The following is a 25,585-nucleotide window of genomic DNA, read 5'->3' on the forward strand; positions in this document are numbered from 1 at the left end:
AATGGACTTAGAAAAATTCGTACAATACGTACACGACGAAAATAAAGTTGAACCAAAAGATGTAATGCCCGATGATTACAGAAAATTATTGGTTCGTCAGATTTCACAGCACGCACATTCTGAGATTGTCGGGATGTTGCCGGAAGCGAACTGGGTTTCAAGAGCACCTTCATTGAGAAGAAAAATGGCGCTTTTGGCTAAAGTTCAGGATGAAGCAGGTCACGGTTTATACCTGTATTCTGCCACCGAAACGTTAGGAAACGGAACGATCAGAGCAGACAGAGATGCGACCTATGAAGATATGCTGGAAGGAAAAGCAAAATATTCAAGTATCTTTAATTATCCTACTTTGAGCTGGGCAGATATCGGTGCAATCGGTTGGTTAGTTGATGGTGCAGCGATTATGAACCAAGTTATGTTGATGGGGAATTCTTACGGTCCTTACTCCAGAGCGATGGTGAAAATCTGTAAAGAAGAATCTTTTCACCAAAGACAAGGCTATGAAATTTTAATGGCACTTTGTCGTGGTACAAAGCAGCAGAAAGAAATGGCTCAGGCTTCGTTAAACCGTTTCTGGTGGCCGGCTTTGATGATGTTTGGTCCGAATGACGACAGTTCGCCAAACTCAAAAATCTCAATGAATTACAGAGTGAAAAGAGAAAGTAACGACAGTCTTCGTCAGAGATTTATCGATGTTACGGTTTCTCAGGCTGAATTTTTAGGATTGACAGTTCCTGATAAAGATCTGAAATGGAATGAGGAAAGACAACATTACGATTTCGGGGAACTTCCTTGGGGTGAATTCATGGAAATCTTAAAAGGAAACGGGCCTTGCAACAAAAAGAGATTGCAGACCAAAGTAAAAGCACAGCAGGAAAACCTTTGGGTAAAAGAAGCGGCGATTGCTTTTGCTGAGAAACAAGAAAAAATTTCGATATAACAATATACCAATGTAAAAATGTAACAATCATTGTCATGCTGAGCTGGTCGAAGCATTTCATTGGTAAACTGGTACATTGATACATTGTTAAATTTAATTTTATTTATGGCAAATTTAGATGTGTGGGAAGTGTTTATTCAGACTAAACCGGGATTATCTCACAAACACGTTGGAATAGTACAGGCACCAACAGCAGAAATGGCTTTGCAGAACGCAAGAGACGTTTATACAAGAAGAAAGGAAGGAACTTCTGTTTGGGTAGTTCCAAGTAAATATATGGTGACTTCGGAAGGAATTGACAAAGAAGCTTTTTTCGATCCGGCTGATGACAAATTATACCGTCACCCGACGTTCTACGATATTCCAAACGATGTGAAAAATATGTAATTAATAAAGATTTTAAGATGTGAGATATCAGATAATAGACTGATTGTCAATCTGAAATCTAATGTCTGAAATCTGAAATCTACTAAACAATGAACCCATTATATAATTATTTATTAAAACTAGCAGACGACAGTTTCATTATGGGACAGCGTTTGTCTGCGTGGTGCGGTGAAGGTCCTTATCTGGAGGAAGATATTGCATTGACGAATATTGCTTTGGATGAACTTGGACAAGCCAACAATTTTTATGTTTACGCTTCAAGAGTTGCCGATAACGGGAAAAGTGAAGATGACCTGGCTTTCCTGAGATACGAGCACGAATATCTGAATGCACACTGGACAGAACTTCCCAACGAAGATTATGCTCAGACCATTCTGAAAGTATATGTTTTTTCTGTGTATCAGAAATTGATGTATGAAGCTTTGTCAAACTCAACGGACGAAGAACTTTCTGCCATCGCTCAAAAATCCCTGAAAGAGGTGAGATATCATTATACTCATGCCGCTTCATGGATGAAAATTTTCGGACAAGGCACAGAAGAAAGTAAAATGCGCCTGGAAAGATCCATCGAAAACATCTGGGAATATACCAAAGGTTTATTCGCAAAAACAGAAGGTGAAGATGATTTAATTGCTTTAAACATCGCTCCAAATACAGATGCTTTGTATGAAGATTTTGTATCGATTACAATAAAAGATTTTGCAGATTTCGGTTTGGAATATCCTGCAAATCCTTTCATGCAGCCAAAATCGAGAACAGGATACCACACAGAATATTTCGGATTTATGCTTTGTGAATTGCAGTATATGCAGAGAGCGTATCCGGGATGCACTTGGTAATTATTTTGAATGGAACAATGTAACAGTTTATCAATGTAACAATTTGAACTGGCATTGGAATTATATTTTGTTGACTTTGCTGAGTGAAACGCCTTTGCGAACTTAAAAGCAGTTAGTAGTTAAAAAAATCTTAGCACACTTTGCGTTAAAAACTTGAGATAAAAGAAAGATTGAAAAATCCTTTAGAAATATTAGAATTAGTCCCCGATCCGGAAGTTCCGGTAATCAATATCGTGGAATTGGGTATTGTAAGAGAAGCAAAAGTTACGGGCGAGAATTCTTGTGAAATAACGATTACTCCCACTTATTCTGCTTGTCCCGCCATGTTTACCATTGAGGAAGACATCATCAAGATCATGAAGGAAAACGGTTGGGATGCAAAAGTAGTCACCAAAATGTTTCCCATTTGGACAACAGACTGGTTAACAGATGAAGCGAGAGAAAAACTTCGTGTGTATGGAATTTCGCCGCCCGAAAAAGGAGCAGACGAAAATCACATCGGGAAACCCAAAAAATGTCCTCGTTGTGGTTCTATGAATTCTAAGCAGATCAGCAGATTCGGGTCTACTTTATGTAAGGCCTCTTATCAATGTCTGGATTGTTTGGAACCTTTTGATTATTTCAAATGCCACTAAAATTAATGTAATCATTTAGAAATGTAACAATTTTGAATGCTGTAAATATTGTTATTAGGCTAAACTCATACTTTGCCACATTTTTATATGTAAATTTACATTAATCATAAAAATTAAAACTATGTACACACAACTCGATATTGAATCGCATTTTGATGGAAAATTAAAAATCGCTTATCTCAATCAACCTGATACGATGAATGCTTTAACGAAGCCTTCGTTGTCAGATTTGAGAGATTTTGTAAAAGAGTGTAGTGATGATCCCACAGTAAGATGTGTTGCCATTTCAGGAAGAGGAAAAGCGTTCTGTTCTGGTCAGAACCTGGATGATGCATTTGTTCAGGGCAACGAACATCACGATAACGACATCATCAGAAGAATTGTAACCGATTATTATAATCCATTGGTGTTAGAAATTACCCGTTGTAAAAAACCTGTAGTTGCTTTGGTAAACGGTCCTGCAGTGGGAGCCGGTGCAATGTTGGCGTTGATTTGTGACTTCGTTTTAGCGAGTGATAAAGCCTATTTTGCTCAGGCATTCTCTAATATCGGTTTGATTCCTGATACAGGCGGAACTTATTTTTTGCCTAAATTGTTGGGAAGACAACTGGCAAACTATTTAGCATTTACCGGTAAAAAATTATCGGCTGAAGAATCAAAATCTTATGGTTTGGTTGCTGAGGTTTTCACTGAAGAAGAATTCAATTCAAAATCAATGGAAATTTTAGAGAAAGTTTCCAATATGCCGACTGTTGGTTTAAAATTAACCAAAAAAGCCTTTGCAAATTCGTATAATAACACTTTGAAGGAACAGTTGGAACTGGAAGGAGATTTACAGCAGGAAGCCGCCGAAACGGAAGATTTCAAAGAAGGAGTAAGTGCATTTTTAGAAAAAAGGAAACCTAATTATTTGGGAAAATAAGAATTAATATAACAATGTACCAATGTAGCAGTTTACCAATGAAATGCTTCGACAAGTTCAGCATGACAGGGCGTAATTGTTACATTGTTACATTGATACACTGTTAGATTATGAATATAGGAATTATCGGTGCAGGAACAATGGGAATTGGCATTGCTCAAGTAGCCGCAACCAACGGATGTAAAGTTTGGGTCTATGATGCCAATGCAAAACAGGTAGAAACGGCAACTGTAGGTTTAGAAAAAACCTTAACCAGATTGGTAGATAAACAGAAAATTTCGTCAGAAAAAATGGTCGAAATTTTATCTAATATTTCCATTGCGACAGAACTGAAGGACTTCAAAGATTGCGGGTTGATCATTGAAGCTATCATCGAAAATAAAGAAATAAAGACTAAAGTTTTCACAGAATTAGAGAAACATATTTCAGAAAGCTGTGTGATTGCTTCCAATACATCATCCATTTCCATCACTTCTCTCGGTGCAGAATTGCAAAAACCGGAACGTTTTATAGGAATTCACTTTTTCAATCCGGCTCCTTTAATGCCTTTGGTTGAAATTATTCCGTCTTTACTTACCGAAAAATCTTTAGCCGAAAAAATGTACAATCTTATGAAGGATTGGGGCAAAACGCCTGTGATTGCCAAAGATATTCCCGGCTTCATTGTCAACAGAATTGCTCGTCCTTATTACGGTGAGGCATTAAGAATTGTTGAAGAAAACATTGCCACTATAGAACAGGTTGATGATGCGATGAAAACAATCGGAAACTTCAAAATGGGTCCTTTTGAATTGATGGATTTAATCGGTGTTGATGTGAATTTCTCTGTTACGACAACGGTTTACAAAGAATATTTCTACGACCCGAAATACAAACCATCTCTTCTACAGCAAAGAATGTCTGAAGCAAAACTTCACGGCAGAAAAACAGGAAAAGGCTTCTATGATTATGCTGATGGCGCTGTAAAAACAGGACCAACGAAAGACAACGCTCTTTATCAACAAATATTTCTAAGAATTATTTCAATGCTGATCAACGAAGCTGTAGAAGCGAAAAGATTAGGAGTTGCAAGCGATGAAGACTTAGAATTGGCAATGCAGAAAGGCGTAAACTATCCAAAAGGATTATTGGCTTGGGGAAAAGAAATCGGTTATGTAAAAATCTCTGAAACTCTGGAGAATCTTTACGAAGAATATCAGGAAGAGAGATACAGACAAAGCCCTTTGTTAAGAAAAATGTAAAAATACATTCATGTAACAATCACACACTGTCATGCTGAGCTTGCCGAAGCATCAATTGGTAAAATGTTACACTGTTAAATTAAATTTATGACACCAAGACAGGTTGCAGAATATATGTTCGGTCAGGATTATTTTTCCCAATGGATGAATATCAAAATGATTGAAGTAAGAGAAAATTATTGTCTGATAGAAATGCCTATCAAAAAAGAAATGATTAATGGTTTGAAGACCGTTCACGGAGGCGTTACGTTTGCTTTTGCAGATTCTGCATTGGCATTTTCGTCCAACAATTCCGGAGAAGCTGCTGTTGCACTGAATTGTATCATCAATTTTACCAAAGCCGGTAAAGAAGGCGATATTTTTAGAGCAGAAAGTGTTTTGGTAAACGATACAAGAAAAACGGCCATCTACGACATCAAAATTACCAATCAGAATGATGAGTTGGTCGCAAAATTTGTGGGAACAGTTTATAAAATTGGAAAAAAAGTAACAGAGCTGTAAGCTCAATGTAACCATGTAATAATTTACCAATCTAACAATTTAATAATGATGATCAATTTTGAAAATAATCCATTAATTCAGAAAACAGTCCAGTTTTCGTTGGATATTATTGAATTCTGTGAATTGTTAGAGGAGAAAAGAAAATTTGTTATTGCAAAACAATTGTTACGCTCTGGAACAAGCATTGGCGCAAATGCATTTGAAGCACAAAATCCTCATAGTAAAAATGATTTTATCAGCAAGATAAAAATTTCAGCCAAAGAATTGGAAGAAACCAAATATTGGCTTTATCTGTGTAAACATTCCAAAAATTATCCATTTGATGAAAAACTAGAACATCAAATTGTAGAATTAGGAAAAATTATTTATAAAATATTAAGTACAAGTTTAAATAAAAATCAAGGCATTTAACATTGTTATACTGTTAGATTGCTACATTGTTAAATTGAAATATCATGAACAACGTATATATCATAGATTACATCAGAACCCCCATTTCAAAATTAGGCGGAGGTCTGTCAGAAGTGAGAGCCGATGATTTGGCAGCAATTGTGTTGAAAGAAATTGTTGCAAGAAACCCTGAAGTTCCTGTTGAGGAAATTGAAGATGTTATTTTCGGGTGTGCAAATCAAGCGGGTGAAGACAACAGAAACATTGCAAGAATGGGACTTTTATTGGCCGGACTTCCGTATAAGATTGGTGGGGAAACCGTCAACAGATTGTGTGCTTCAGGAATGTCGGCGGTTGCCAATGCTTTCCGTTCTATAGCAGCCGGAGAAGGTGAAATTTACATTGCGGGTGGAGTAGAACACATGACGCGTTCACCTTACGTAATGTCAAAACCAAGTGCAGCTTTCGGGAGAGACAGCCAGATGTTTGATACCACTTTCGGATGGAGATTTGTAAATCCCAAAATGAAAGAAATGTACGGCGTTGACGCAATGGGAGACACGGCTGAAAACTTAGCAGAAATGCACCATATCAACCGTGAAGATCAGGATAAATTTGCGCTTTGGTCGCAACAAAAAGCCACAAAAGCACAGGAAAGCGGAAGATTGGCGGAAGAAATTGTAAGCGTTGAAATTCCGCAAAAAAAAGGCGAACCCAAAATTTTCGATAAAGACGAATTTATCAAGCCAGCATCTTCAATTGAAGGTTTAGGGAAACTGCGTCCGGCTTTCAGAAAAGAAGGCGGAACCGTAACTGCAGGAAATGCTTCCGGAATGAATGACGGAGCAGCAGCTCTTATTTTAGCAAGTGAGGAAGCCGTAAAAAAATATGGTTTACAACCGAAAGCTAAGATTTTAGGATCTTCAGTTGCTGGTGTTGAGCCAAGAATCATGGGAATAGGTCCTGTTGAAGCGGCTCAGAAATTATTAAAAAGACTGAATCTTTCATTAGAAGATATGGATGTTATCGAATTGAACGAAGCTTTTGCTGCTCAATCTTTGGCAGTAACCAGAAGTTTAGGTTTACAGGATGATGATTCAAGAGTCAATCCAAATGGAGGAGCCATTGCAATCGGTCATCCGCTTGGAGTTTCCGGAGCTAGAATCATTGGTTCTGCGGCAATTGAGCTACAGAAACAAAATAAAAAATATGCGTTATGTACGCTTTGTATCGGTGTCGGTCAAGGGTATGCAATGGTTATTGAAAAAGTGTAATTTTAATAATGTAACAATTTATCAATGTGACAGTGTAACAATATTGAGGTGTGATTTTCAAATGGTTACATTGGTAAACTGATGCATTGCTACATTATTTTTTTTAATAAAAAATTTATGAATATTTACTCATATCACGGAATTCGTCCTATTATCAAACCATCTGCTTACGTTCATCCGCAAGCGGTAATCATCGGAAATGTAGAAATCGGCGAAGAGGTTTATATTGGTCCCAATGCTGTGATCCGTGGCGATTGGGGTAAAATTATCATTAAAGATGGAGCAAATGTTCAAGAAAACTGTACACTGCACGTTTTTCCTGGTATTGAAACTGTTTTGGAAGAATCTGCCCACATCGGTCACGGTGCTATTATTCATTCGGGACATATCGGTAGAAATTGTCTGGTTGGAATGAACGCTGTTGTGATGGATAAAGCCGTTATCGGTGACGAATGTATCATCGGAGCTTTAGCGTTTGTTCCTGCAAATTTCAGGTGTGAAGCTAGAAAATTGATCGTCGGAAGTCCGGCAAAAATCATCCGTGATGTTTCTGACGAAATGATCAAATGGAAAACAGAAGGAACAAAACTTTATCAGGAATTGGCAAGAGAAGGAAAAGATGCGATTTTGCCTTGCGAACCTTTTGCAGAATATGTACAGCAGATTCCTACGAAAGTTGTTGATTACAGCATTTGGGATGATGTGAAATAATTGAACTTCAAAATTTAATATGTTAAAAAAACTTCTCATTTTCTTCAGTATTCTGTTTGCATTTCATTTCATGGTTTCTGCCCAGAATGGAAATGTAAAACCATTAACGATTGGAGAAATCAGAACATTTAAGTCTGAAATCTTAAATGAAGAAAGAACGTTAAACATCTATCTTCCACAGAATTTTGATAAAACAAAATTTTATCCGATCATTTATCTTCTGGATGGAAGCATGAATGAAGATTTTATTCACGTGACAGGATTGGTGCAGTTCTTCAATTTAATGTATGCAATGCCGGAAACAATCGTTGTCGGAATTGCCAATGTTGACAGAAAAAAAGACTTCACTTTCCATACAGATTTAAAAGATTTACAAAAAGATTATCCTACGACGGGACATTCGGATAAGTTCATCAGTTTCCTTGAAAAAGAGTTAAAGCCTTATATAGAAAGTCAGTTTAAAACTACCGATACTTATGTGTTCGGACAATCACTTGGCGGACTTTTAGCCACCGAGATTTTGTTGAAAAAACCTGAACTATTTAATCATTATTTTATCATCAGTCCGAGTTTGTGGTGGGATGATCAAAGTCTTTTAAAAAAGGCAGATCAGTTATTATCTAAAATTCAGGATACTAAGAAATTCATTTATATTTCTGTCGGAAAAGGGGAACATCCTGTCATGATAAAAGATGCAGAAAATCTATTCGATATTCTTAAAAAATCAAATAAAAAAAACTGGACGGTAGAATATAAAATGATGGAAACAGACAATCATGCAACAATTCTTCACAGAAGTTTGTATGAAGGTTTGGTGAAAATGTTTCCTTATCAGGAACCCAAATAACTTATTTTATCAAAATAGTAGTAATATGAAATGTACATTCTGCATAGTTTTCTTAATGGGTCTGATGATAAGCAGCTGCAAATCAACGGCTGTTTATAAGGATATTTCATTTACTCAAAACAATGCAGGTGAAGAAGTTAAATTGAATGTTTTCGCTCCAAAAAAGGCTGTTAATAAAAAATATCCTGTACTCATCTTTGTACATGGAGGAAATTGGAATACAGGTGATAAAAAAACATATAATTTGATGGGTAAAAATTTTGCCCGTAAAAACATCATTGCAGTTATTCCAAATTATACCTTAAGTCCGAAGGCAGATGTCGATCAGATGACAAAAGAAATAGCAGCGGCTATACAATTCACAAAAGCAAATGCTCAAAAATATAAAGGAGATTCTCAGCAGATATTTGTTTCAGGTCATTCAGCGGGCGGTCAATTGGTAGCTTCTGCAGTGATGAATCCGAAATATAATATTCCTGAAAATACGGTTTCCGGTATTATTTTAATTGATGCTGCAGGAATTGATATGAAAAACTATTTAGAAAAAAATCATCCAACCGCAGAAAATAATTATGACGCTACATGGAGCAAAAATCCGGAAAAATGGAAAGAGGCATCTCCCATCTATTTTATCAATGAAAAGACTCCGCCCTTTTTAATTTATGTAGGCGAAAAAACATATCCCTCGATTAAAGTTGCTAACGAAAATTTTCTGGAAGCACTTTATCCTTTTCAACCCAGTGTAAAACCTAAATTGATTAATAAAAAACATATTCCGATGGTCATACAATATTTTTTTCCGTGGAGTAAAAGATTTGATGAAGCTTTGGAATTTATAAAAACTTCGGAAAATTAATTTTAAAAAATAAATCTAAAGTGTATCAGTAATTGGTAAACGATTAAATTGATACATTTTTAAATTAAAAACTATATGGAAAAATTAAAAAACTATATCTACGGCGAATGGGTAGAAGGTAACGGAAACGGAATCCCCTTATACAATGCTGTGACAGGAGAGCAGGTTGCCATTTCTGATACTGAAGGGCTTAATTTCGAACACACTCTTGATTACGGAAGAACAGTAGGTTACAAAAATCTTTCATCGATGACTTTCTATGATCGTGGAGAGATGCTGAAAAAAGTAGCGCTTTACCTTTTAGAAAGAAAGAAAAAATATTACGAATTATCATATAAAACAGGCGCAACCCACGCAGATTCCTGGGTAGACATCGAAGGAGGTTTCGGTACTTTCTTCACGTATTCAGGATTGGCAAAGAGAATGCTTCCGAATACGCCGTTTTGGGTAGATGGGGAAACTCAGAAAATTTCCGCCAACGGAACTTTCCTGGGAACTCATATTTTGACACCAAGTGAAGGAGTTTCTGTGCAAATTAATGCGTATAACTTTCCTGTTTGGGGAATGCTGGAAAAATTATCGACTTCATTATTGGCGGGTGTTCCAAGTATTGTGAAGCCATCACCTTACGGTTCTTATTTAACCAATGCAGTTTTTCACGATATGATTGAAAGTGGAGTACTGCCTGAAGGTGCTCTTCAATTGGTTTGTGGCGAGCCGGGAAATATTCTGGATTATGTTCAGGATGGGGATTCTGTATTGTTCACAGGGTCTGCAACAACAGGTAGAAAACTAAAAGCATTGCCTTCTGTATCAGGAAATTCTGTTCGTTTCAACATGGAAGCCGATTCTTTGAACTGTTCAATTCTTGGATTGGATGCAAAACCTGGAACTCCCGAATTTGATTTATTCATCAAAGAAGTTCGTAACGAAATGACCACAAAATCTGGTCAGAAATGTACGGCAATCAGAAGAATTATCGTTCCTGAAAACTTAATTGGTGAGGTTCAGAATGCTTTATCTAAAGCTTTGGATCAGACAAAAATTGGAAACCCCTTAAGCAGAGATACAAGAATGGGTTCTTTGGTCGGAAAAGAGCAGTATGATGAGGTTTTAAGAAAAGTAAATATCTTAAAAACTGAAAATGAGCTAGTCTATGACGGAAAGCACGAGCTTATAGATGCAGATTATGAAAATGGTGCATTTATGAGTCCGAAATTGTTCTTAAACGATTCTCCTTTTACTAAAAATATATCTCATGATGTCGAAGCTTTTGGTTCGGTTTCTACGTTGATGCCTTATAAAGATGCAGAAGAAGCTGCAGCCTTGGCAAAAAGAGGAAAAGGAAGTTTGGTAGGCTCAATTGTTTCGCACGATGAAAATTTTGTTGCTGAAACTTCCTGGAAAATGGCTTCTCAGCACGGTAGAATTTTCGTGTTAAACAGAGACAACGCAAAAGAAAGTACAGGTCACGGTTCTCCACTTCCTACGTTAATGCACGGCGGTCCCGGAAGAGCAGGAGGCGGTGAGGAAATGGGCGGATTAAACGGTCTTCATTTCTTCCTTCAGAAAACAGCAATTCAGGGTTCACCGGATATTTTAACGGCGATTACAAAAGTTTATCAGCAAGGAGCAGAGAAAAAATTTGCAGACAAGCATCCTTTCCAGAAATATTTTGAAGATGTTGAGGTTGGAGATTCTTTGGAAACAGCGGGAAGAACGGTTACGGATGCAGATATCGTGAATTTCTCAAACGTTTCTTGGGATCATTTTTACGCACACACCGATGCAACAAGTCTGAGCGGAACTATTTTCGATAAAACCGTTGCTCATGGATATTTTATTCTTTCCGCAGCAGCAGGATTGTTTGTTTCAGGTAAAAAAGGACCTGTTATTGCGAACTACGGATTAGAAAACTGCTCGTTCTTTAAGCCGGTTTATGCAGGAGATACGATTACGGTTTATTTAACAGCAAAAGAAAAAATCAACCGTGGTGTAAAGGGCAGAAATATTCCTTCCGGCGTTGTGAAATGGTTGGTGGAAGTTGTCAATCAAAGAGATGAGATCGTTTGTGTAGCTACGATTTTAACTTTAGTGGCAAAGCATTCGCCATTTATTGATTTTAAAGTTCAGAATATTCAGAAAAAATTAAATGCACTGACTGAGAGAACTCAACCTGTTTTCGGGGATTTTACACCGCAACTGATGGTTGAGCATTTAGAGGAAGTATTGAGAAACGGCTTCGGTGATTTGAAACCACAAGATTTTGACGAGATTCCTGCTGAGAAATTAGAGAAACTTCAGGATTGGTTGTACACCGACCAGAAGATTCGTCCGGGAGCGCAATATCCTTTGTGGAAAGAAGGTGAAGTTCCCCAAAATAAAAATAAAAATCTGGATGAAGCGAAGTCGAAATTAATTGAAACTTTAAAAGAGTTTACAGTTTATTACAAAGAAAATCCTTTTGCAGAACATTATAACCCAAGGTTCGGGCATCTGAATAAAGAAATGATGGAACTTTTCCAAAGAAAACATTTTACGCATCATTTTGAACAGTTTGGATTGGTTTAATTCAAATTATAAATAAAATTGTTATCCCTTTTAGCTTTTACTGAAAGGGATTTTTTTTTAATTTGAAACATTGTTCTTTAGATGAAGGTATAAAAATCCGATCTTTTTTATCATTTTAATTATCATGGAGAGAAATTAAATGTGAAATTATTGTAAATTTTATATTAGGAAATAAAAATAATTGAGAAACCATTTCAGGAGAAAAAACATTTTATGCATCATTTTAAATAGTTTGGATGGATTTAACATAAAATAGTTATAAATTTGTCACGGCAAATAAGCTCCCTTTTTCAATAAACTAATACTATGGATTTAAAATTTTTTAAAGACTTTGATCTTACAAATTTTTGGAGTGAATGTAGCTACTCTTCAAGAGATTACATTGAAGATGTACCGGATGAGGAAATGATTGAGTCGATTGAAAAAGAACTTGGATATAAACTTCCGGATTCTTACATTGAGTTAATGAGAATACAAAACGGCGGATTGGTCAACAGACCTTGCTTTCCTACCACTGAAAGTAATTCCTGGGCAGAAGACCATGTTGCAATGACGGGTTTTATGGGAATCGGAAGAACAAAAAAAAACTCACTTTGCGGATCACTCGGAAGTCACTTTATGATCGAAGAATGGGGTTACCCGGCAACCGGAATTTACATTGCAGATTGTCCTTCAGCAGGTCATGACATGATTTTGCTTGATTATACAAATTGTGGCAAAGATGGTGAACCTGAAGTGGTACACATCGACCAGGAATCTGAGTTTAAAAAGACATTTTTGGCAAAAGATTTTGAGACTTTCATTAAAGGTCTTGAGCCGGAAGAAAAATTCGATTAAGCAATATTATCTAATTCAATGTTCTCATTTCAGGTGTAATACGATTATAAAGTTGTTAACATCTGAAAATTATAAAAAAACAAAAACCTTTGAGAAATTTCAAAGGTTTAATCATTCATGTAATAGAATCATATGATGAAACTATTCTTAAGTTTTAATGGCTGATAGCTGATGATTGAAAACAAAAGTCTAAGATTTCATAATCATTTTGATTAAACGCTGGTATCATCACTTAGTCAGATTTAATCATACCGCAAAATAACAATTTAATCTTTAATCATAATTCAGTACAAATAACCAATTTTTATATTCAGTATTTATACGTAATTGATGGAGATTTAATTATTTATTGAATATTTACAGGAAGAGTATAGATTCCTTTCATAACAGCATAAATTACCAGCCCGACTGTGTTTCTTGCTCCGATTTTATCTAGAATTCTCTGGCGATGGCTCTCGACCGTGCGAGCGCTGAGTGATAATTTTTCGGCGATCTCATGATTGGTAAGTTCTTTACAGATAAGTGTTACGACTTCTTTTTCCCTTTCCGAAAGCTCATCCCGAATATCAAATAATCCTATGTTTTTTTGTGAGTCATTCAGATAAGATAAGAGCATCTTGTGATCTTCCGAAGTAAAATAAATTCCTTTTTTATGCACCTGCGTTATAGCTTCTATAAATGTTTGCTTATCAGAATTTTTGGGTAAAAATGCAGAAACGCCCAGTTTTACCATATATCCCAAAACACTGGTTTTATAATGGGAAGAAAGAATAATAATCTTAAGTTCAGGGTATTTTTGTCTCAGAATTTCTACCAATTCAAAACCGTCCATTGGCTGCATCTGAATATCAATCAATGCAAAATGAGGAAAATCATCAGGATGAATCACCTCAAGATTTTCCAGAAAACTGTTACCATGAGTAGCAATGATTGTTACCGAAATATTTTTATCCATAGAAAGCAAAAGCTTAACTCCCTCAAGAATCAACAGTTCATCATCTACAACGGCAATTTTTGTAATCATAAGAGTGTGTTTTGTGGTATTTTAATAATGAGTTTACTTCCTTTACCGATCTTGTTTTTCCACTTGAACCGGGCGTCAAGTGATTGTATCCTGGATTCTATATTTTTGATTCCCATACCTTTGTTCACCGAATTATAATCGAAACTCTTTCCGTTATCGGCAAGTACAAGTGCCCTATTTTTAAGATTATCTTTAATGTAAATTGTAATTTCTGTAGCAACAGAATGTTTGATGACATTCGTGGTAAATTCCTGAATGATTCTGTAAAGTTGTACTTCTGTGGAAATATCTTTCTTTCTGTAGTCAGAATTTATGACAATGTTGATGTGTATAGTCTTCGAAAGATTGCACCGAAGTTCGCCTATATACAACAGCAATCCAAGTTTCTCAAGATTCACCGGATATAATGAATGCGAAATACTTCGAGTTGAATCTATTAACTCAGAAATTTGTTTTGAGATGATTTTTTCTGCAGCATCTTTATTTTCAACATCCAGATTGTTTATCCAAAGCGAAAGGATATTGAGGCGGTTGCCTATATCATCATGCATCAGAACAGCCATTCTTTTTCTTTCTTCTTCCTGTACTTTGGTGATTTCGGAAACCAAGTTTTTCTGATGAAGAATCTCAGCTTCGTGTCGGGTATTTTTTTCTTTGATAAGACGATCTATGAAAAATTTGTAAGCCAGTAAAACAAGACATATGATAATTACCACGGCGATAATTATCATGATGTAAAAGCTTATATGAAGTTTTATTTCTTTAATCTTAAAAATGTATATATAAATGACAGATATAAAATGCAGGTAAGAACGTTATTGATGCTCCAAAGGAGAAATGCCTGGCTGATCTCCATATTTCCAAGTTGATGATGTAAAATAAATATAAATGTTGAAACAGAGTAATATAAAAATATGAAAGCATCTACCGGCAGAAAACGGTTGTCAGAATTTGTTTTTCTGATCTCCTGTAAAAGAGTAATCCCTGCAAGAACAAAAATTATGACGTTTGAAATTGCTTTTATATGATCATGACTGATTTCGTTAAAATACGGATGTACAAATAAATATAAAATTCCGATTGCAGGAATAATCAATATCCAAATTTTTGGAAATTTTAGTTTTACAAGGTACAAATAAGCAAGAATTGAAAAAACTCCGCCGATGTAAAAAGGATAAACTGCTGATGTGTCTTTGGCATGAAACAGTTTTACAGAAATGTTGGAAGATACTTCAATGATTGAAGTATAGATCAAATAATAAACATACCACCTTTCATTTTGACGCAATGCCTTAAATCTTAAAATTCCGGAAACATTAGCTAATAAAAGAAATAAATAACTAAAATAAACAGTTGCGTTAGCAAAATACTCCATAATAAAAGATGTTAAATACTGATGATAGAATTTTTATCTTGTATTAATATTTTGGTGAGCAAATCAATAAGGCATAAAATTATACAATTAAACCATTTGAAACAAGATAATAAATAAATATTATCAATTTGTGGTATTTAAATTGGCTATTTTATTTAAATTTTGCTGCCATATATTTTTATGTTCAATAAATTGATAAAAAGTAAGACTTTATTTATTTGTCCAAAGATTAATCTATTTTTGCACTAAATAATATCCAAACTATATTTTGAAAAAATGAGTGATTTTGTAACATCAGAAATTAAAAACAATATTGCGGAGATTACATTCGGAACGCAAAAGAGCAATGCTCTTCCGGGAGCAATTCTTGAAAAACTGGCTCAAACTATTTTAGACGAAGGCGCAAAAAATGAAGTAAAAGCTATTTTGGTAAAAAGTGAAGGAGAAAAGGCATTCTGTGCCGGTGCAAGTTTTGATGAACTGCTGTCAATTGATGAGCTTGAAACCTCAACCAAGTTTTTCGGAGGTTTTGCTAAAGTACTCAATGCAATGAGAAACTGCGGAAAAATAGTAATCGTAAGAGTACAGGGCAAAACTACCGGAGGTGGAGTAGGATTGGCTTGTGGTGCAGATTATTGTTTTGCAACCAAAGATGCTGCGTTGGCTTTAACGGAAATCAATCTGGGAATCGGACCTTTTGTAATCGGACCTTACGTAGAAAGAAAAATCGGGAAATCTCAGTTTTCTGCAATGGCAATTGATGCAGATTTCAGATCGGCAGAATGGGCAGAGCAGCACAATATTTATCATTCAGTTTCTGAAACCATTGCCGAAATGGATTCCAAACTTGAAAATTTTCTGAATACTTTAGCAACCAGAAGTGAAGACGCTTTAGCTTTAATCAAAAAAGTTTCCTGGGAAGGTACAGAGCATTTTAATGAATTAATGCCTGCAAGAATTCACATGAGTGCAAGTTTGATTTTGGAAGATTCGGCAAAGAAAAATATTGGAGCCATCAAAGAAAGATTAAGAGCCAAATAAAATTTTCAGATATCATTATTGAAATAAACAAGGAAACCACTCTGTATAAAGGGTGGTTTTCCTCTATAAAGAAATGACCGGGCGAAGTAGTTTTGTATCAAATAATTTATAAAACTTTTTATTATGAAATCAAGATTTTTTTTATGCCTGATGTCTATCGCCACTTTGGTTTTAAGCTGTAAAAGTGATGACGACGAAGTTGTACCAGAGCCGGAAACATTTACCTACAGCGCAGTAACCGGAATGAGTACAGGAACTACTTCTGCTGCAGGAACTACTTCTCCGGCAGGATATAGCTGGAGTGAGGTTAAAGCGCCACAAAGCACTTGGGGACTTAACGGAACTGTAACCGACCGTATGCTTTCAGACGACTTTCAGGTTCCTGCAGGTGAAAAATGGAACATTCAGAATTTTTATTTCTATGCTTACCAAACGAGTTTTGCAGGAGCTACATTTCCCGTAAATGAGTTTTACTTCGAAATTTATTCATCAGATCCTTCTGTAGCAGGAGCAGTAAAAGTATATGGAGATATAACCAGCAACCGTTATGTTTCTGCCGAAGAAACGAAATGGTACAGAATATTGCAGGGACAAACGGATAACACCACCAGAAAAATTTATAAAATGAAAATAAATGCGCCTGATCTTAATCTTGCTGCAGGTACTTATTGGATAAAATGGGGGGCAAAAACTTCTACAGGAACTCATTTCTACCCACAGTTGCCTCATGATGCAGGTAAAGTAAACAATGCGCAGCAGTTTATTGTTGCAAGCTCTACATGGGTAAATCTGGATGACGGCGGACAAAGAGTGAGTTTCCCATTTGAAATTTCAGGAACCAAACTTCCTAATTAAAAAAATATAAAAACTAACACCAACCATACCAAATTACAAAACCATTCTGACTTTCAGAATGGTTTTCGTATATAAATTTAATTATTTTTAAATAGAAACACAGTTATTTAATAAGTATTAGAGTTTATAACCTTTATTATATTCTGATTTAATCAAAGAATACAAAACGGAATCTTCAAATATTCCGTCAACCAAATAATGTCCGCGAAGATTTCCTTCCCGGGTAAAACCAAAATGATCTAACAATTTTTTTGAAGGTGTATTGTTTTCATCAATCAAAGCTTCAATTCTGTTGAGATTCATTTCCTGAAAGCCATATTCAATTACTTTTTCGAGAGCCTCTTTCATATAACCTTTATTTTTAAACTCATCAGAGTTCAGAGCGTAACCCACTTCTGCACGATGATGTTGAGGATTCCAGGTATGAAAACCGCAATTACCGATAGTGGTATTGCTTTGTTTTTCTACAATTTTAAAATTCATTATTTTTTGGTTGTAGGATTCATAGCCACTTTGATTAATTCTTTTCTGTCGGGCAAATTCTTCTTCAGAAATGCCTAGTATTTCCTTGATTTTATCATCATTATTCAACTCAAAAATTTGATTCATCGTTTGTGAATCTAATTTCTGAATCAGAAGACGTTCTGTTTCTATCGTTTCAAATGTCATTTTTTTTGTTTAAATTTTTACAGATTTAAATTCATTTACAGGATTTTTTAATCTCGCTGATCAAGCAGATAAAAAATGGTATAAAATAAATATGCTTATCAGAAAAATCAGCTTGAGGTTAATTAGGCTTTTAGCTTTTCAATAAATTAATAGAAACCGTAGCCAACTCCGAATTCGGAAACTTCCTGAATAATTCTTTATCAATCTGCAATCCAGTTTCCAGACATATCTTTTTAAAAACGTCCACTTCCAAAATATACTGATCAGAAAAACCGTGTGTTGTTTCATAAGCTGTTGCCGGAGTTTTTCCTAAATTTTGACTTGTCAGTTTTGAATCTAAAGCATGAAGCTCAATGATTAGAAGTCCGTTTTTCCTGATATAAGGCAGCCACAATTCAAGATGCTCTTTTAAACTTTCTTCTACTAAATGATTAGGTAATCTTTTTCCACGATGTGCAAATGCTCCGGTTGAAGTGCTGATTCTTTCAGGCTGATTGTTTGCAGGAGCTTTCCAAACTCTGTTATGATCAAGAAACGTTCTGATATTCAACAGATCTGAAAGTTCAATTTCATAATTTTCTTTTAAATCTTCCGCCAGTTGTTGAGGATTCCCAATATCACCCCAAATTACTTTAGCCCAAATGTCGTTGTTGATGAGGTTGGCTCTTGTCACTTTTAAAGCGGCTTGATTGTAATCTGCACCTACAAGAAAAAGAGGGTGCTCTTCCAGCATTTTCCCTCGAAGTGTGTATCTTTCAATCGTCTCAAATATGTGCTGAATGAAAGCACCGTTTCCGCAACCCATATCCAGAACACCTTTTGGCTGTAAATGTATGGGCTGATTAAAAATCTGAATAATAAAATCATTCGCTACTTTAAAATAATTGGAGTGTGAGCCGCCGCTTCCCCATACATTCATTGCACGGTCTACATGTATTTCATCTTCGCCATCTGAGATGTCTCTTATTTTGGATGCATTTCCGAACAGAAGTTCATCCATTTTATTCAAAAGAGGCAGATAAGATACCGTAACACCATATGACGCGGCTCTTTTGGCAAAATAAATTCCGGTTTCTGTAAATTTATAGTTGTCACCGGTTTTCTTAAACCAGCCCAAGTAGGTAAGGAAATCTAGAATTACTTCAAAATTCTCTGAGTTTTTGTGAAACTCTGCAGCCTGAAAAGAAGTTTCCATAAAATATTTGTGAAACATTCCTGTCATTCCCAAATAAACAATAACAGGACCGATGATGCAGCCTTCAATATGCTTTAAAATCTGTTCCTGTACGATTTTTTCTTCGACATCATCAGAAAGCTGAATTCCAAAATGTTTTTTTACTGAATCACTCAGTTGCGAAAATTCTTCGATAAAAGAAGTTTCATTGATTTGATTTTTAATATCTGTAGAAAACTTTAAAAACGGAATCACTTTAACATAAAGCAAACCATATTTTTGCAACAAGTGAGTTGTGTTGTTTGCAGAAATTGTAATGCTGTCATTCTCATTATTTACCTCATACTCTAAAAAGCCTTGTGACGCCAATGCCCGAATTGCTACATTGAGGTAACCTTCATTCGCTTTAAATTCTTCCGAAAGCTCACTCAGAAATATTTTTTTGCGTTCGATAATGAAAGCAATGATTTCTTTTTTCAACAGCGAAGCTACTACAGGCGCAGTAACAACACCGTCCAAATGTCTGAAAATTTCTGAGCGAAGAATTTCTTTGTCCATACCATACGTTTTTCTAAAGTTAAGAATTTGAACAAATTATTTTAAAAAAAGTTTTGATAATTAAAAATAAAATATAACTTTGCAATTCAAAGTTCTTTTATATGGAATCGAAAAACTATCACGAAGATTTATCACACATCCGCACCATGATGGAACGTTCGTCTCGTTTTATATCATTAAGTGGTTTGTCGGGGGTTGTTGCAGGCTTGGCTGCGATTATCGGAGCAGTGTATGTTTATTTTGTTTTTCAGAGAGAAGGTATTGATTATTTTGACGGTGACAGAAATATCTTCGGAAAAGAATTGGTACAAGAACTTGTTCTTACCGGCGCTGTAATTTTGATCATTGCGCTTTTAAGCGGATATATTTTAACGGCTAATAAAAGCAAAAAGAAAGGGCTGAAAATCTGGGATGCCACCACGAGAAGACTTCTGGTTACATTCGCAGTTCCTCTGGTAACGGGCGGTTTGTTTTGTCTGATACTTTTGTATCATCATTTATTTGTTTTGGTTGCACCTGCAACGTTGATTTTTTACGGATTGGCTCTGGTAAGTGCAGAAAGATATACTTTGACAGATATTAAGTATTTAGGATATTGCCAGATTGTTTTAGGATTGCTTTCATTCTTGTTTTTGGGATGGGGATTAGTCGCATGGACGGTCGGTTTTGGTGTGTTGCATATTGTGTATGGATTAATCATGCATAGGAAATATAAGTGATGATTTTAATTTGGTTTATATTTTTTATTATCATATTCGGGATATCTCTCATTTTACTTTTATTATATAATAGGACTAAAAATAAATTTTTTAAAAGATTATTCATAGGATATTGGTTGTTTTTTATTGTATTGTATTTGGTTTTGTTTATCGTCGGTTTTATTAATAGCCCAACTATTGTTGATAAAGATGATATTTATGGAAAATATGAAATAGAAAAGGATATGTTTAAAGGGAAAAATACTGATTGGCAGTTTCAACATTTCAGTTTTGAAATAAATGAAAATGAAGAATTTATTTTTTTTGAATATTATGATAACGCAACCATTAAGAGTACACACAGAGGAAATGTAGAATTTATTGAAGGGTATGCTAGTCCACATTTAAGAATAAATCAGTTACAGCCGGAACATCAGATGGTAGAATTTGAGCCACTATTGGTAAGGAAAAAATGGGATTTTTATTACGTGTTCAAATCTAAAAAGTTTGGAAATGTATTTTTTAAGAAGAAAAAAGAATGAGTTTTAAGCAAATTTTGATATTCATGTACAACATCAGTCAACTCAACAAAGAATTCGAAAGCCGTGTAAGATTAGGCATTATGTCTGTTCTTATGGTCAACGACTGGGTTGATTTTTCCGAAATGAAAAACCTTCTTGAAATCACAGACGGAAATATGGCAAGCCATAGCAATGCTTTGGAAAAAGCCAATTATATAGAAGTAAAAAAAGAATTTGTAGGCAAAAAACCAAAGACGTCTTATCGTGTTACCCAATCGGGAAGAATTGCTTTTACAGAACATTTAGATGCCCTGGAAAAATTAATTGGAAGATAACTCTATATTTTTTTGAAAATAAACTTTGAAATACAAAGTACTTTATAAATTTAAAATTAAACAAAATGACACAAAAACAAAAAACCACAATCGTTTATGCAGTACCTGCAGCTTTATTATGCATTCCTCTGATCGGAAATTTTATTTCTAAAGAGTTTAACTGGTCTCTAAGCGATTTTATAATCGGCGGATTACTTTTATTCGGAACGGCTTTTCTTATTGATTTAATTCAAAGGATTGTAAAAAACAAAACTTACAGAATTGCGATTTGCGCAGTGATTGTTTTGCTGCTAATGCTTATTTGGGCAGAATTGGCAGTGGGTATATTCGGAACTCCTTTCGCCGGAAATTAAATGTATTAAAATTATAAAGCAATGACCCGAAAACACTTTCTCAAAAGACTTTTACAGCTTTCAGCAGTTGGAGCGCTGCCTTTTTTGTATTCTTGGCAGGTTGAACCATTTTGGGTAGAATTTGTTGAAAAAAAACTTCCAATTAAAAATTTACCGGAAGATTTAGAAGGTAAAATTTTGATGCAGATTTCAGATTTGCACGTCGGAAACCGGTTCGACTGGAATTTTCTTATCAAATCATTCCAGGATGCTCAAAATTTCAACCCGGATTTTGTCGTCTATACCGGAGATTTTGTCAACCACGGCACTTCTAAAGATCATGAAAGCCTGAAAAAAGTAATGGCAAAAGCAGTTTACGGAAAACTGGGAACTTTCGGAATTCTCGGAAATCATGATTATGGAAAAGCCTGGAAAGATTTAGGTTCGTCAGAAGAAATCAGTAAAATTCTAGAAAATAATGGGGTGACGATGCTTAAAAATGAGCAAAGAGAATCTCACGGTTTGAACATTATCGGTTTTGATGATCTTTGGTCACCCAATTTTGATCCGATGAAAGTAATGAAAGATTATGATGCTGAAAAAGCCAACCTTGTGCTTTGTCATAATCCGGATGTCTGCGACAGAGATGTTTGGAACGGTTATCAAGGCTGGGTTTTAAGCGGTCATACGCACGGCGGACAATGCAGAATTCCGGGAGTGATGACACCCATTCTTCCTGTGGAAAATAAAAAATATATTTCCGGTGAAATTGATTTGAATGATGGAAGAATGCTCTACATCAACCGCGCAATTGGTCATTCTTTTCAGGTAAGGTTTATGGTGAGACCAGAGATTACTGTTTTTACTTTAACTCAAGCTTAAATTATGGATAATAAAAAAACTTCAATATGAAATTTTTCTTTTGTCTTTCATTAAGTATTCATATCAATATTCCTATTTCAATTTTATACTTCTTCAATACAACATCACTTCTAAATTTTTAATTATGAAAAAACTACGCGTCCGCTTTATCATTTTTATGTACGAAAATTCACAAAAACAGTATAGGAAATATTTTAAAAAGAAAAAAAGACAATGGCAGTTTAATGAAGAACAATTGCTGAGTTTCAATCAAGATTCTCTAGGAAGAATAATGGGCGAATTTTATCATAATCACGGTTTCAGGATGATTCCCAAAATGGAAAATCACGATGTTTATCATCTGATCACAGATTTAGGAACCAATATTCAGGACGAAATTGCAATGCAGTATCTGCTTTTCGGGAACGGAAAACGCAGCGCTTATCTTCTGGGAGTTTTGGCTTTGGGAACGATTGTTTTTCCGGAATATTTTAAAATATATCTTAAAGCTTTCCGTAAAGGTCAAAACATGAGAGCTTTTCATCATTGGGATTTTGAAGAACTCCTTTGCCAGAATTTCGATCACCTTAAAGATTTTATCCGACAAAAAGAAATCCAGGTTCTCTATTAAACTCAATATCAACTTATCATTAATCTTAAAATTTTCTCATGAAAACACATCACTATATATTGCTTACCACTGCCTTATTTGTAGCTCTTTTTTACAACGAAAATGTAGGACTTAATCTCGGAATTTTAACAATTGTTTATGCTGTACTCACTCTCTTCAGAACTCAGGAGAAAAACAGGACAAAAACTTTGATGATTCTTTTTGTAGCGAGCGTACTTTCGGGTATTGCATTTGCTTGGTACGGAGATTTTCCTTCATTTTTGGCAGTTGTAAGTTCAGTTTTATTACTTGCTTACCGTTCGAAAAACAGAAGGATGAAAGTTCTTCTGTTGATCCCGGTATTTGTGGTCAATTGTTTTACTTTTATCTGCAGATTTTTTAGTTTTGATTCCTGGTTGCCCAAAACAAATACTTCAGGATTGTGGCAGAAAACCTTAGCATTTATTTTAATTCCGCTTTTATTAATTTCAATATTCTTCGGAATTTATTCTGCCGGAAGTGAGCATTTTGCCAGTATTTTTACAGATTATGAATTAGATATCAATATTTGGCAGTTGCTGTGTATCTCTGTTTTAGGATTTTTTATTGCATTCAATTATTGGAACTATTCTGTCGAAAAACTCATCTATAAACAAAATCATATTCTTGATAATGAATTCGGAGAAAAAGCCAAAATTCAAAAAGCAACGTATTCATTTTTAGATTTAAACTCTGAAAGAATGAGTGGCGTGATATCTTTCTTTTGTTTAAATGTTTTATTGGTGTTTTTTATTATTACTTTCAATTACGAACAGTTTTATGAAGCCGTAAAAACTCCCAATCAATTGTCAGAGGAAACACATGAAAGAGTAGGCGCAGTAATGATGTCAATCGTAATGGCAATTCTGGTAATTATGTTTTATTTTAAATCTAACTTTAATTTTGATCAGAAAGCGGGTTTAATGAAACTTTTAGTCAAAATCTGGATCATTTTGAATGCTGTTTTGGTAATTTCTGCCATGTTGAAAAATACAGAATACATCGTCAATTACGGCTTTACCTATAAGCGACTTGGGGTTTATGCTTTTCTTACTTTATCTCTCATTGGTTTAATGCTTACCTTTATCAAAATTCAAAAAAAGAAAACGAACGCTTACCTTTTCAATTCGATGGTCTGGTCGGTTTATGGAACGGTTTTGGCTTGCAGTTTCATCAATTGGGGCGGGGTGATCACTTCTCAAAATATGAAAAGAAATGATTTTGTGATCAATTATCATCTTGAATCTATTAATTTCAGCGAAAAATATTTGTTGAAATATGCTGAGGAAAAACAAAATAAACAATTAAAGAAAGATGTTTTGTCAAAGGTAAATTATGAAGAGCCAAGAACGTTTCTTTCAAAAGTTTTGTTTTACGAAACCATTAATAAATAAATCGTTCAAAATCTTGATCACCATTAAAATATTTTAATATGAAAAAATCACTTTTGTTACTCATTCCTTTGATGATGATGTCTTGTAAGAAAGAAGCAGCTGTGACTGAGAGGTCAGATAAAGATTCTTTAATGGCAAACGAAGAAAGCATTATTCAGAAAAACGATTCTTCTAATCAGGTTAATAATGATTCTCAAGACAGCATCTCTGCAGAAACACAAAAGGTCTCGAAAGATGATGTAATGCGTGAAGAAAAAGACAGGGTAATTATAAGAATGGCAGAAGGTAAAAAACTGCCGTTCACCATTGAAGAAGAATTTACTGAGAAACACGATAAATTAATTCTTAAAATCACCAATTTCACCAAACCGAAAATCACTGCGAAAATCACTACAAAACAGCAGGATTTTAATATAAGATTCAACCAGATTAAGCTTCCGGATGGCAAAATGAACGGTCCGATTCATGAGAGAAGTTATTTATGACGTTCCAAAACCAGGGGAAGTTTGGTTAATCGTTGGGAAAAATAATATGGCTGATGGTAAAACTACCGGAAAATTCTCTGTTCGTATAGAATAAATTGGTACAGTTTGTGTAATTCAATAATATACAATAATAATTTATTATGAAAAATATATTCTCAATAGCAATCATGACCTCTATAGCTTCTGCAGCCCTCGTGAGTTGTGGAACCGTACAGTCAATAGTTCAGAATACATTTCCTTACACGGCAAATGTGTTGATTTCTACCGGAGTTCCTGCAAACAAGGAAGTTTCTTCTACAGCAACGGCTGCAAATCTGCAGACTTGGTTTGGTGGCAACAATAATGCGCAGATTAAGGATGTAAGAATCTCCGATGCAAAAATATCTGTAGTTTCTCCAACTGGAGGTAATCTTAGTGCTTTGAAATCTGTAAAAGTTTACATTTCTTCTAACGGAACTAATGAGAAGTTAGTGGCTTCACGGTCTGATATTTCAACAGATTCGGCAAGCCTGAATTTAGATTTAAGCAGTACGGGATTTTTAGATGAAATTGTAAAAAGTACAGGAGTTACGGTGAGAACTGTTTATGAATTGAAAAACCAGACTACTTCTGATATGAATCTTAAGGTTGCATTGAATTTCAGCAGCGTTCCGGTAAGATAAA

At 35.0% G+C, this 25,585-nt stretch carries 30 protein-coding genes; 25 read left to right on the plus strand and 5 right to left on the minus strand.

Features of this window, described 5'->3' with window-relative positions; translation table 11 throughout:
• The first annotated feature begins 1 nt into the window (after position 1).
• From paaA to ACZZZA_RS07440, 14 genes are all read left to right on the plus strand, one after another.
• A complete protein-coding gene (gene paaA, locus ACZZZA_RS07375; protein ID WP_463430522.1) occupies positions 2–940 on the plus strand; it encodes a 1,2-phenylacetyl-CoA epoxidase subunit PaaA in 939 nt (312 codons plus the stop codon).
• Positions 941–1,045: 105 nt separating this feature from the next.
• Positions 1,046–1,327, plus strand: a complete 282-nt coding sequence (gene paaB, locus ACZZZA_RS07380) for a 1,2-phenylacetyl-CoA epoxidase subunit PaaB (protein ID WP_463430523.1) — start codon at positions 1,046–1,048, stop codon at positions 1,325–1,327.
• 89 nt (positions 1,328–1,416) lie between these two features.
• Positions 1,417–2,166 (plus strand): 1,2-phenylacetyl-CoA epoxidase subunit PaaC, encoded by a 750-nt coding sequence (paaC, locus tag ACZZZA_RS07385; protein WP_463430524.1) that lies wholly within the window; start codon positions 1,417–1,419, stop codon positions 2,164–2,166.
• A gap of 170 nt (positions 2,167–2,336) precedes the next feature.
• Positions 2,337–2,801, plus strand: a complete 465-nt coding sequence (paaD, locus tag ACZZZA_RS07390) for a 1,2-phenylacetyl-CoA epoxidase subunit PaaD (RefSeq protein ID WP_463430525.1) — start codon at positions 2,337–2,339, stop codon at positions 2,799–2,801.
• Positions 2,802–2,922: 121 nt separating this feature from the next.
• Positions 2,923–3,723, plus strand: a complete 801-nt coding sequence (locus tag ACZZZA_RS07395) for an enoyl-CoA hydratase/isomerase family protein (protein ID WP_463430526.1) — start codon at positions 2,923–2,925, stop codon at positions 3,721–3,723.
• 110 nt (positions 3,724–3,833) lie between these two features.
• Entirely contained in the window at positions 3,834–4,964 is a 1,131-nt protein-coding gene (locus tag ACZZZA_RS07400; protein ID WP_463430527.1) for a 3-hydroxyacyl-CoA dehydrogenase NAD-binding domain-containing protein, read from the plus strand.
• Positions 4,965–5,051: 87 nt separating this feature from the next.
• Positions 5,052–5,465, plus strand: coding sequence for a PaaI family thioesterase (locus ACZZZA_RS07405; protein ID WP_463430528.1), 414 nt, complete (start codon positions 5,052–5,054; stop codon positions 5,463–5,465).
• Positions 5,466–5,513: 48 nt separating this feature from the next.
• Complete coding sequence (locus tag ACZZZA_RS07410) at positions 5,514–5,876, plus strand: four helix bundle protein (protein ID WP_463433746.1); 363 nt, start codon at positions 5,514–5,516, stop codon at positions 5,874–5,876.
• 44 nt (positions 5,877–5,920) lie between these two features.
• Positions 5,921–7,129 (plus strand): 3-oxoadipyl-CoA thiolase, encoded by a 1,209-nt coding sequence (gene pcaF / locus ACZZZA_RS07415; protein WP_463430529.1) that lies wholly within the window; start codon positions 5,921–5,923, stop codon positions 7,127–7,129.
• A gap of 117 nt (positions 7,130–7,246) precedes the next feature.
• Positions 7,247–7,840, plus strand: coding sequence for an acyltransferase (locus tag ACZZZA_RS07420; protein WP_463430530.1), 594 nt, complete (start codon positions 7,247–7,249; stop codon positions 7,838–7,840).
• A gap of 19 nt (positions 7,841–7,859) precedes the next feature.
• Complete coding sequence (locus tag ACZZZA_RS07425; RefSeq protein WP_463430531.1) at positions 7,860–8,687, plus strand: alpha/beta hydrolase; 828 nt, start codon at positions 7,860–7,862, stop codon at positions 8,685–8,687.
• 25 nt (positions 8,688–8,712) lie between these two features.
• On the plus strand, positions 8,713–9,543 hold the full coding sequence (locus ACZZZA_RS07430) for an alpha/beta hydrolase (RefSeq protein ID WP_463430532.1): 831 nt from the start codon (positions 8,713–8,715) through the stop codon (positions 9,541–9,543).
• 75 nt (positions 9,544–9,618) lie between these two features.
• A complete protein-coding gene (gene paaZ, locus ACZZZA_RS07435; RefSeq protein WP_463430533.1) occupies positions 9,619–12,114 on the plus strand; it encodes a phenylacetic acid degradation bifunctional protein PaaZ in 2,496 nt (831 codons plus the stop codon).
• 306 nt (positions 12,115–12,420) lie between these two features.
• Positions 12,421–12,951 carry an SMI1/KNR4 family protein gene (locus tag ACZZZA_RS07440; RefSeq protein WP_463430534.1) on the plus strand — a complete coding sequence of 177 codons (531 nt, stop codon included), beginning with the start codon at positions 12,421–12,423 and terminating at the stop codon, positions 12,949–12,951.
• Between the two features lie 346 nt (positions 12,952–13,297).
• Here the strand turns inward: ACZZZA_RS07440 and ACZZZA_RS07445 are convergent, their stop codons facing one another.
• The 3 genes from ACZZZA_RS07445 to ACZZZA_RS07455 are packed head-to-tail and all read right to left on the minus strand — an operon-like array spanning position 13,298 to position 15,350.
• Positions 13,298–13,975 (minus strand): response regulator transcription factor, encoded by a 678-nt coding sequence (locus tag ACZZZA_RS07445; protein WP_463430535.1) that lies wholly within the window; start codon positions 13,973–13,975, stop codon positions 13,298–13,300.
• Complete coding sequence (locus ACZZZA_RS07450; RefSeq protein ID WP_463430536.1) at positions 13,972–14,706, minus strand: sensor histidine kinase; 735 nt, start codon at positions 14,704–14,706, stop codon at positions 13,972–13,974. Before ACZZZA_RS07450 ends, ACZZZA_RS07445 begins: the two co-directional genes overlap by 4 nt.
• A gap of 23 nt (positions 14,707–14,729) precedes the next feature.
• On the minus strand, positions 14,730–15,350 hold the full coding sequence (locus ACZZZA_RS07455) for a hypothetical protein (RefSeq protein ID WP_463430537.1): 621 nt from the start codon (positions 15,348–15,350) through the stop codon (positions 14,730–14,732).
• 276 nt (positions 15,351–15,626) lie between these two features.
• On the opposite strand from ACZZZA_RS07455, the gene ACZZZA_RS07460 reads away from it, so the two are divergent.
• Both ACZZZA_RS07460 and ACZZZA_RS07465 read left to right on the plus strand, forming a co-directional pair.
• On the plus strand, positions 15,627–16,391 hold the full coding sequence (locus tag ACZZZA_RS07460; protein ID WP_463430538.1) for an enoyl-CoA hydratase/isomerase family protein: 765 nt from the start codon (positions 15,627–15,629) through the stop codon (positions 16,389–16,391).
• 123 nt (positions 16,392–16,514) lie between these two features.
• Positions 16,515–17,246, plus strand: a complete 732-nt coding sequence (locus ACZZZA_RS07465) for a hypothetical protein (protein ID WP_463430539.1) — start codon at positions 16,515–16,517, stop codon at positions 17,244–17,246.
• A gap of 117 nt (positions 17,247–17,363) precedes the next feature.
• Here the strand turns inward: ACZZZA_RS07465 and ACZZZA_RS07470 are convergent, their stop codons facing one another.
• Positions 17,364–17,915 (minus strand): GNAT family N-acetyltransferase, encoded by a 552-nt coding sequence (locus tag ACZZZA_RS07470; RefSeq protein WP_463430540.1) that lies wholly within the window; start codon positions 17,913–17,915, stop codon positions 17,364–17,366.
• Positions 17,916–18,045: 130 nt separating this feature from the next.
• Positions 18,046–19,647, minus strand: coding sequence for a class I SAM-dependent methyltransferase (locus ACZZZA_RS07475; protein ID WP_463430541.1), 1,602 nt, complete (start codon positions 19,645–19,647; stop codon positions 18,046–18,048).
• A gap of 101 nt (positions 19,648–19,748) precedes the next feature.
• Between ACZZZA_RS07475 and ACZZZA_RS07480 the strand changes: the two genes are divergently transcribed.
• The 9 genes from ACZZZA_RS07480 to ACZZZA_RS07520 all read left to right on the plus strand — a co-directional run bounded on the left by ACZZZA_RS07480 (position 19,749) and on the right by ACZZZA_RS07520 (position 25,584).
• On the plus strand, positions 19,749–20,366 hold the full coding sequence (locus tag ACZZZA_RS07480) for a hypothetical protein (RefSeq protein ID WP_463430542.1): 618 nt from the start codon (positions 19,749–19,751) through the stop codon (positions 20,364–20,366).
• Positions 20,367–20,482: 116 nt separating this feature from the next.
• Positions 20,483–20,887: a hypothetical protein gene (locus ACZZZA_RS07485; protein WP_463430544.1), complete on the plus strand. Its 405-nt coding sequence runs from the start codon at positions 20,483–20,485 to the stop codon at positions 20,885–20,887.
• Positions 20,888–20,910: 23 nt separating this feature from the next.
• Complete coding sequence (locus ACZZZA_RS07490) at positions 20,911–21,201, plus strand: winged helix-turn-helix domain-containing protein (protein WP_463430546.1); 291 nt, start codon at positions 20,911–20,913, stop codon at positions 21,199–21,201.
• A gap of 65 nt (positions 21,202–21,266) precedes the next feature.
• Complete coding sequence (locus ACZZZA_RS07495) at positions 21,267–21,554, plus strand: hypothetical protein (protein ID WP_463430548.1); 288 nt, start codon at positions 21,267–21,269, stop codon at positions 21,552–21,554.
• Positions 21,555–21,575: 21 nt separating this feature from the next.
• Entirely contained in the window at positions 21,576–22,415 is an 840-nt protein-coding gene (locus tag ACZZZA_RS07500) for a metallophosphoesterase (RefSeq protein ID WP_463430550.1), read from the plus strand.
• Between the two features lie 124 nt (positions 22,416–22,539).
• Complete coding sequence (locus tag ACZZZA_RS07505) at positions 22,540–23,025, plus strand: Coq4 family protein (protein ID WP_463430552.1); 486 nt, start codon at positions 22,540–22,542, stop codon at positions 23,023–23,025.
• A 38-nt stretch (positions 23,026–23,063) separates the two neighbouring features.
• Entirely contained in the window at positions 23,064–24,437 is a 1,374-nt protein-coding gene (locus ACZZZA_RS07510) for a DUF4153 domain-containing protein (protein ID WP_463430554.1), read from the plus strand.
• Between the two features lie 38 nt (positions 24,438–24,475).
• The gene (locus ACZZZA_RS07515; RefSeq protein WP_463430556.1) at positions 24,476–24,922 is read left to right on the plus strand and encodes a hypothetical protein; all 447 of its coding nucleotides are present in this window, start codon (positions 24,476–24,478) and stop codon (positions 24,920–24,922) included.
• Between the two features lie 140 nt (positions 24,923–25,062).
• Positions 25,063–25,584 carry a hypothetical protein gene (locus ACZZZA_RS07520; protein WP_463430558.1) on the plus strand — a complete coding sequence of 174 codons (522 nt, stop codon included), beginning with the start codon at positions 25,063–25,065 and terminating at the stop codon, positions 25,582–25,584.
• The last annotated feature ends 1 nt before the right edge of the window (position 25,585 follow it).

Source organism: Chryseobacterium sp. AC405b (assembly GCF_979258685.1).

Bases quoted from the DNA above. Each gene is read 5' to 3' on its own strand.
- ACZZZA_RS07460 (WP_463430538.1), top strand. From the start codon at position 15,627: ATGAGTGATTTTGTAACATCAGAAATTAAAAACAATATTGCGGAGATT.
- ACZZZA_RS07445 (WP_463430535.1), bottom strand. From the start codon at position 13,975: ATGATTACAAAAATTGCCGTTGTAGATGATGAACTGTTGATTCTTGAG.
- ACZZZA_RS07405 (WP_463430528.1), top strand. From the start codon at position 5,052: ATGACACCAAGACAGGTTGCAGAATATATGTTCGGTCAGGATTATTTT.
- paaZ (WP_463430533.1), top strand. From the start codon at position 9,619: ATGGAAAAATTAAAAAACTATATCTACGGCGAATGGGTAGAAGGTAAC.
- pcaF (WP_463430529.1), top strand. From the start codon at position 5,921: ATGAACAACGTATATATCATAGATTACATCAGAACCCCCATTTCAAAA.
- paaA (WP_463430522.1), top strand. From the start codon at position 2: ATGGACTTAGAAAAATTCGTACAATACGTACACGACGAAAATAAAGTT.
- ACZZZA_RS07475 (WP_463430541.1), bottom strand. From the start codon at position 19,647: ATGGACAAAGAAATTCTTCGCTCAGAAATTTTCAGACATTTGGACGGT.
- ACZZZA_RS07425 (WP_463430531.1), top strand. From the start codon at position 7,860: ATGTTAAAAAAACTTCTCATTTTCTTCAGTATTCTGTTTGCATTTCAT.
- ACZZZA_RS07455 (WP_463430537.1), bottom strand. From the start codon at position 15,350: ATGGAGTATTTTGCTAACGCAACTGTTTATTTTAGTTATTTATTTCTT.
- ACZZZA_RS07395 (WP_463430526.1), top strand. From the start codon at position 2,923: ATGTACACACAACTCGATATTGAATCGCATTTTGATGGAAAATTAAAA.
- ACZZZA_RS07440 (WP_463430534.1), top strand. From the start codon at position 12,421: ATGGATTTAAAATTTTTTAAAGACTTTGATCTTACAAATTTTTGGAGT.
- ACZZZA_RS07470 (WP_463430540.1), bottom strand. From the start codon at position 17,915: ATGACATTTGAAACGATAGAAACAGAACGTCTTCTGATTCAGAAATTA.
- ACZZZA_RS07515 (WP_463430556.1), top strand. From the start codon at position 24,476: ATGAAAAAATCACTTTTGTTACTCATTCCTTTGATGATGATGTCTTGT.
- ACZZZA_RS07480 (WP_463430542.1), top strand. From the start codon at position 19,749: ATGGAATCGAAAAACTATCACGAAGATTTATCACACATCCGCACCATG.
- paaC (WP_463430524.1), top strand. From the start codon at position 1,417: ATGAACCCATTATATAATTATTTATTAAAACTAGCAGACGACAGTTTC.
- paaB (WP_463430523.1), top strand. From the start codon at position 1,046: ATGGCAAATTTAGATGTGTGGGAAGTGTTTATTCAGACTAAACCGGGA.
- ACZZZA_RS07465 (WP_463430539.1), top strand. From the start codon at position 16,515: ATGAAATCAAGATTTTTTTTATGCCTGATGTCTATCGCCACTTTGGTT.
- ACZZZA_RS07520 (WP_463430558.1), top strand. From the start codon at position 25,063: ATGAAAAATATATTCTCAATAGCAATCATGACCTCTATAGCTTCTGCA.
- ACZZZA_RS07420 (WP_463430530.1), top strand. From the start codon at position 7,247: ATGAATATTTACTCATATCACGGAATTCGTCCTATTATCAAACCATCT.
- ACZZZA_RS07500 (WP_463430550.1), top strand. From the start codon at position 21,576: ATGACCCGAAAACACTTTCTCAAAAGACTTTTACAGCTTTCAGCAGTT.
- ACZZZA_RS07490 (WP_463430546.1), top strand. From the start codon at position 20,911: ATGTACAACATCAGTCAACTCAACAAAGAATTCGAAAGCCGTGTAAGA.
- ACZZZA_RS07430 (WP_463430532.1), top strand. From the start codon at position 8,713: ATGAAATGTACATTCTGCATAGTTTTCTTAATGGGTCTGATGATAAGC.
- ACZZZA_RS07410 (WP_463433746.1), top strand. From the start codon at position 5,514: ATGATCAATTTTGAAAATAATCCATTAATTCAGAAAACAGTCCAGTTT.
- ACZZZA_RS07510 (WP_463430554.1), top strand. From the start codon at position 23,064: ATGAAAACACATCACTATATATTGCTTACCACTGCCTTATTTGTAGCT.
- ACZZZA_RS07495 (WP_463430548.1), top strand. From the start codon at position 21,267: ATGACACAAAAACAAAAAACCACAATCGTTTATGCAGTACCTGCAGCT.
- ACZZZA_RS07450 (WP_463430536.1), bottom strand. From the start codon at position 14,706: ATGATAATTATCGCCGTGGTAATTATCATATGTCTTGTTTTACTGGCT.
- ACZZZA_RS07505 (WP_463430552.1), top strand. From the start codon at position 22,540: ATGAAAAAACTACGCGTCCGCTTTATCATTTTTATGTACGAAAATTCA.
- ACZZZA_RS07400 (WP_463430527.1), top strand. From the start codon at position 3,834: ATGAATATAGGAATTATCGGTGCAGGAACAATGGGAATTGGCATTGCT.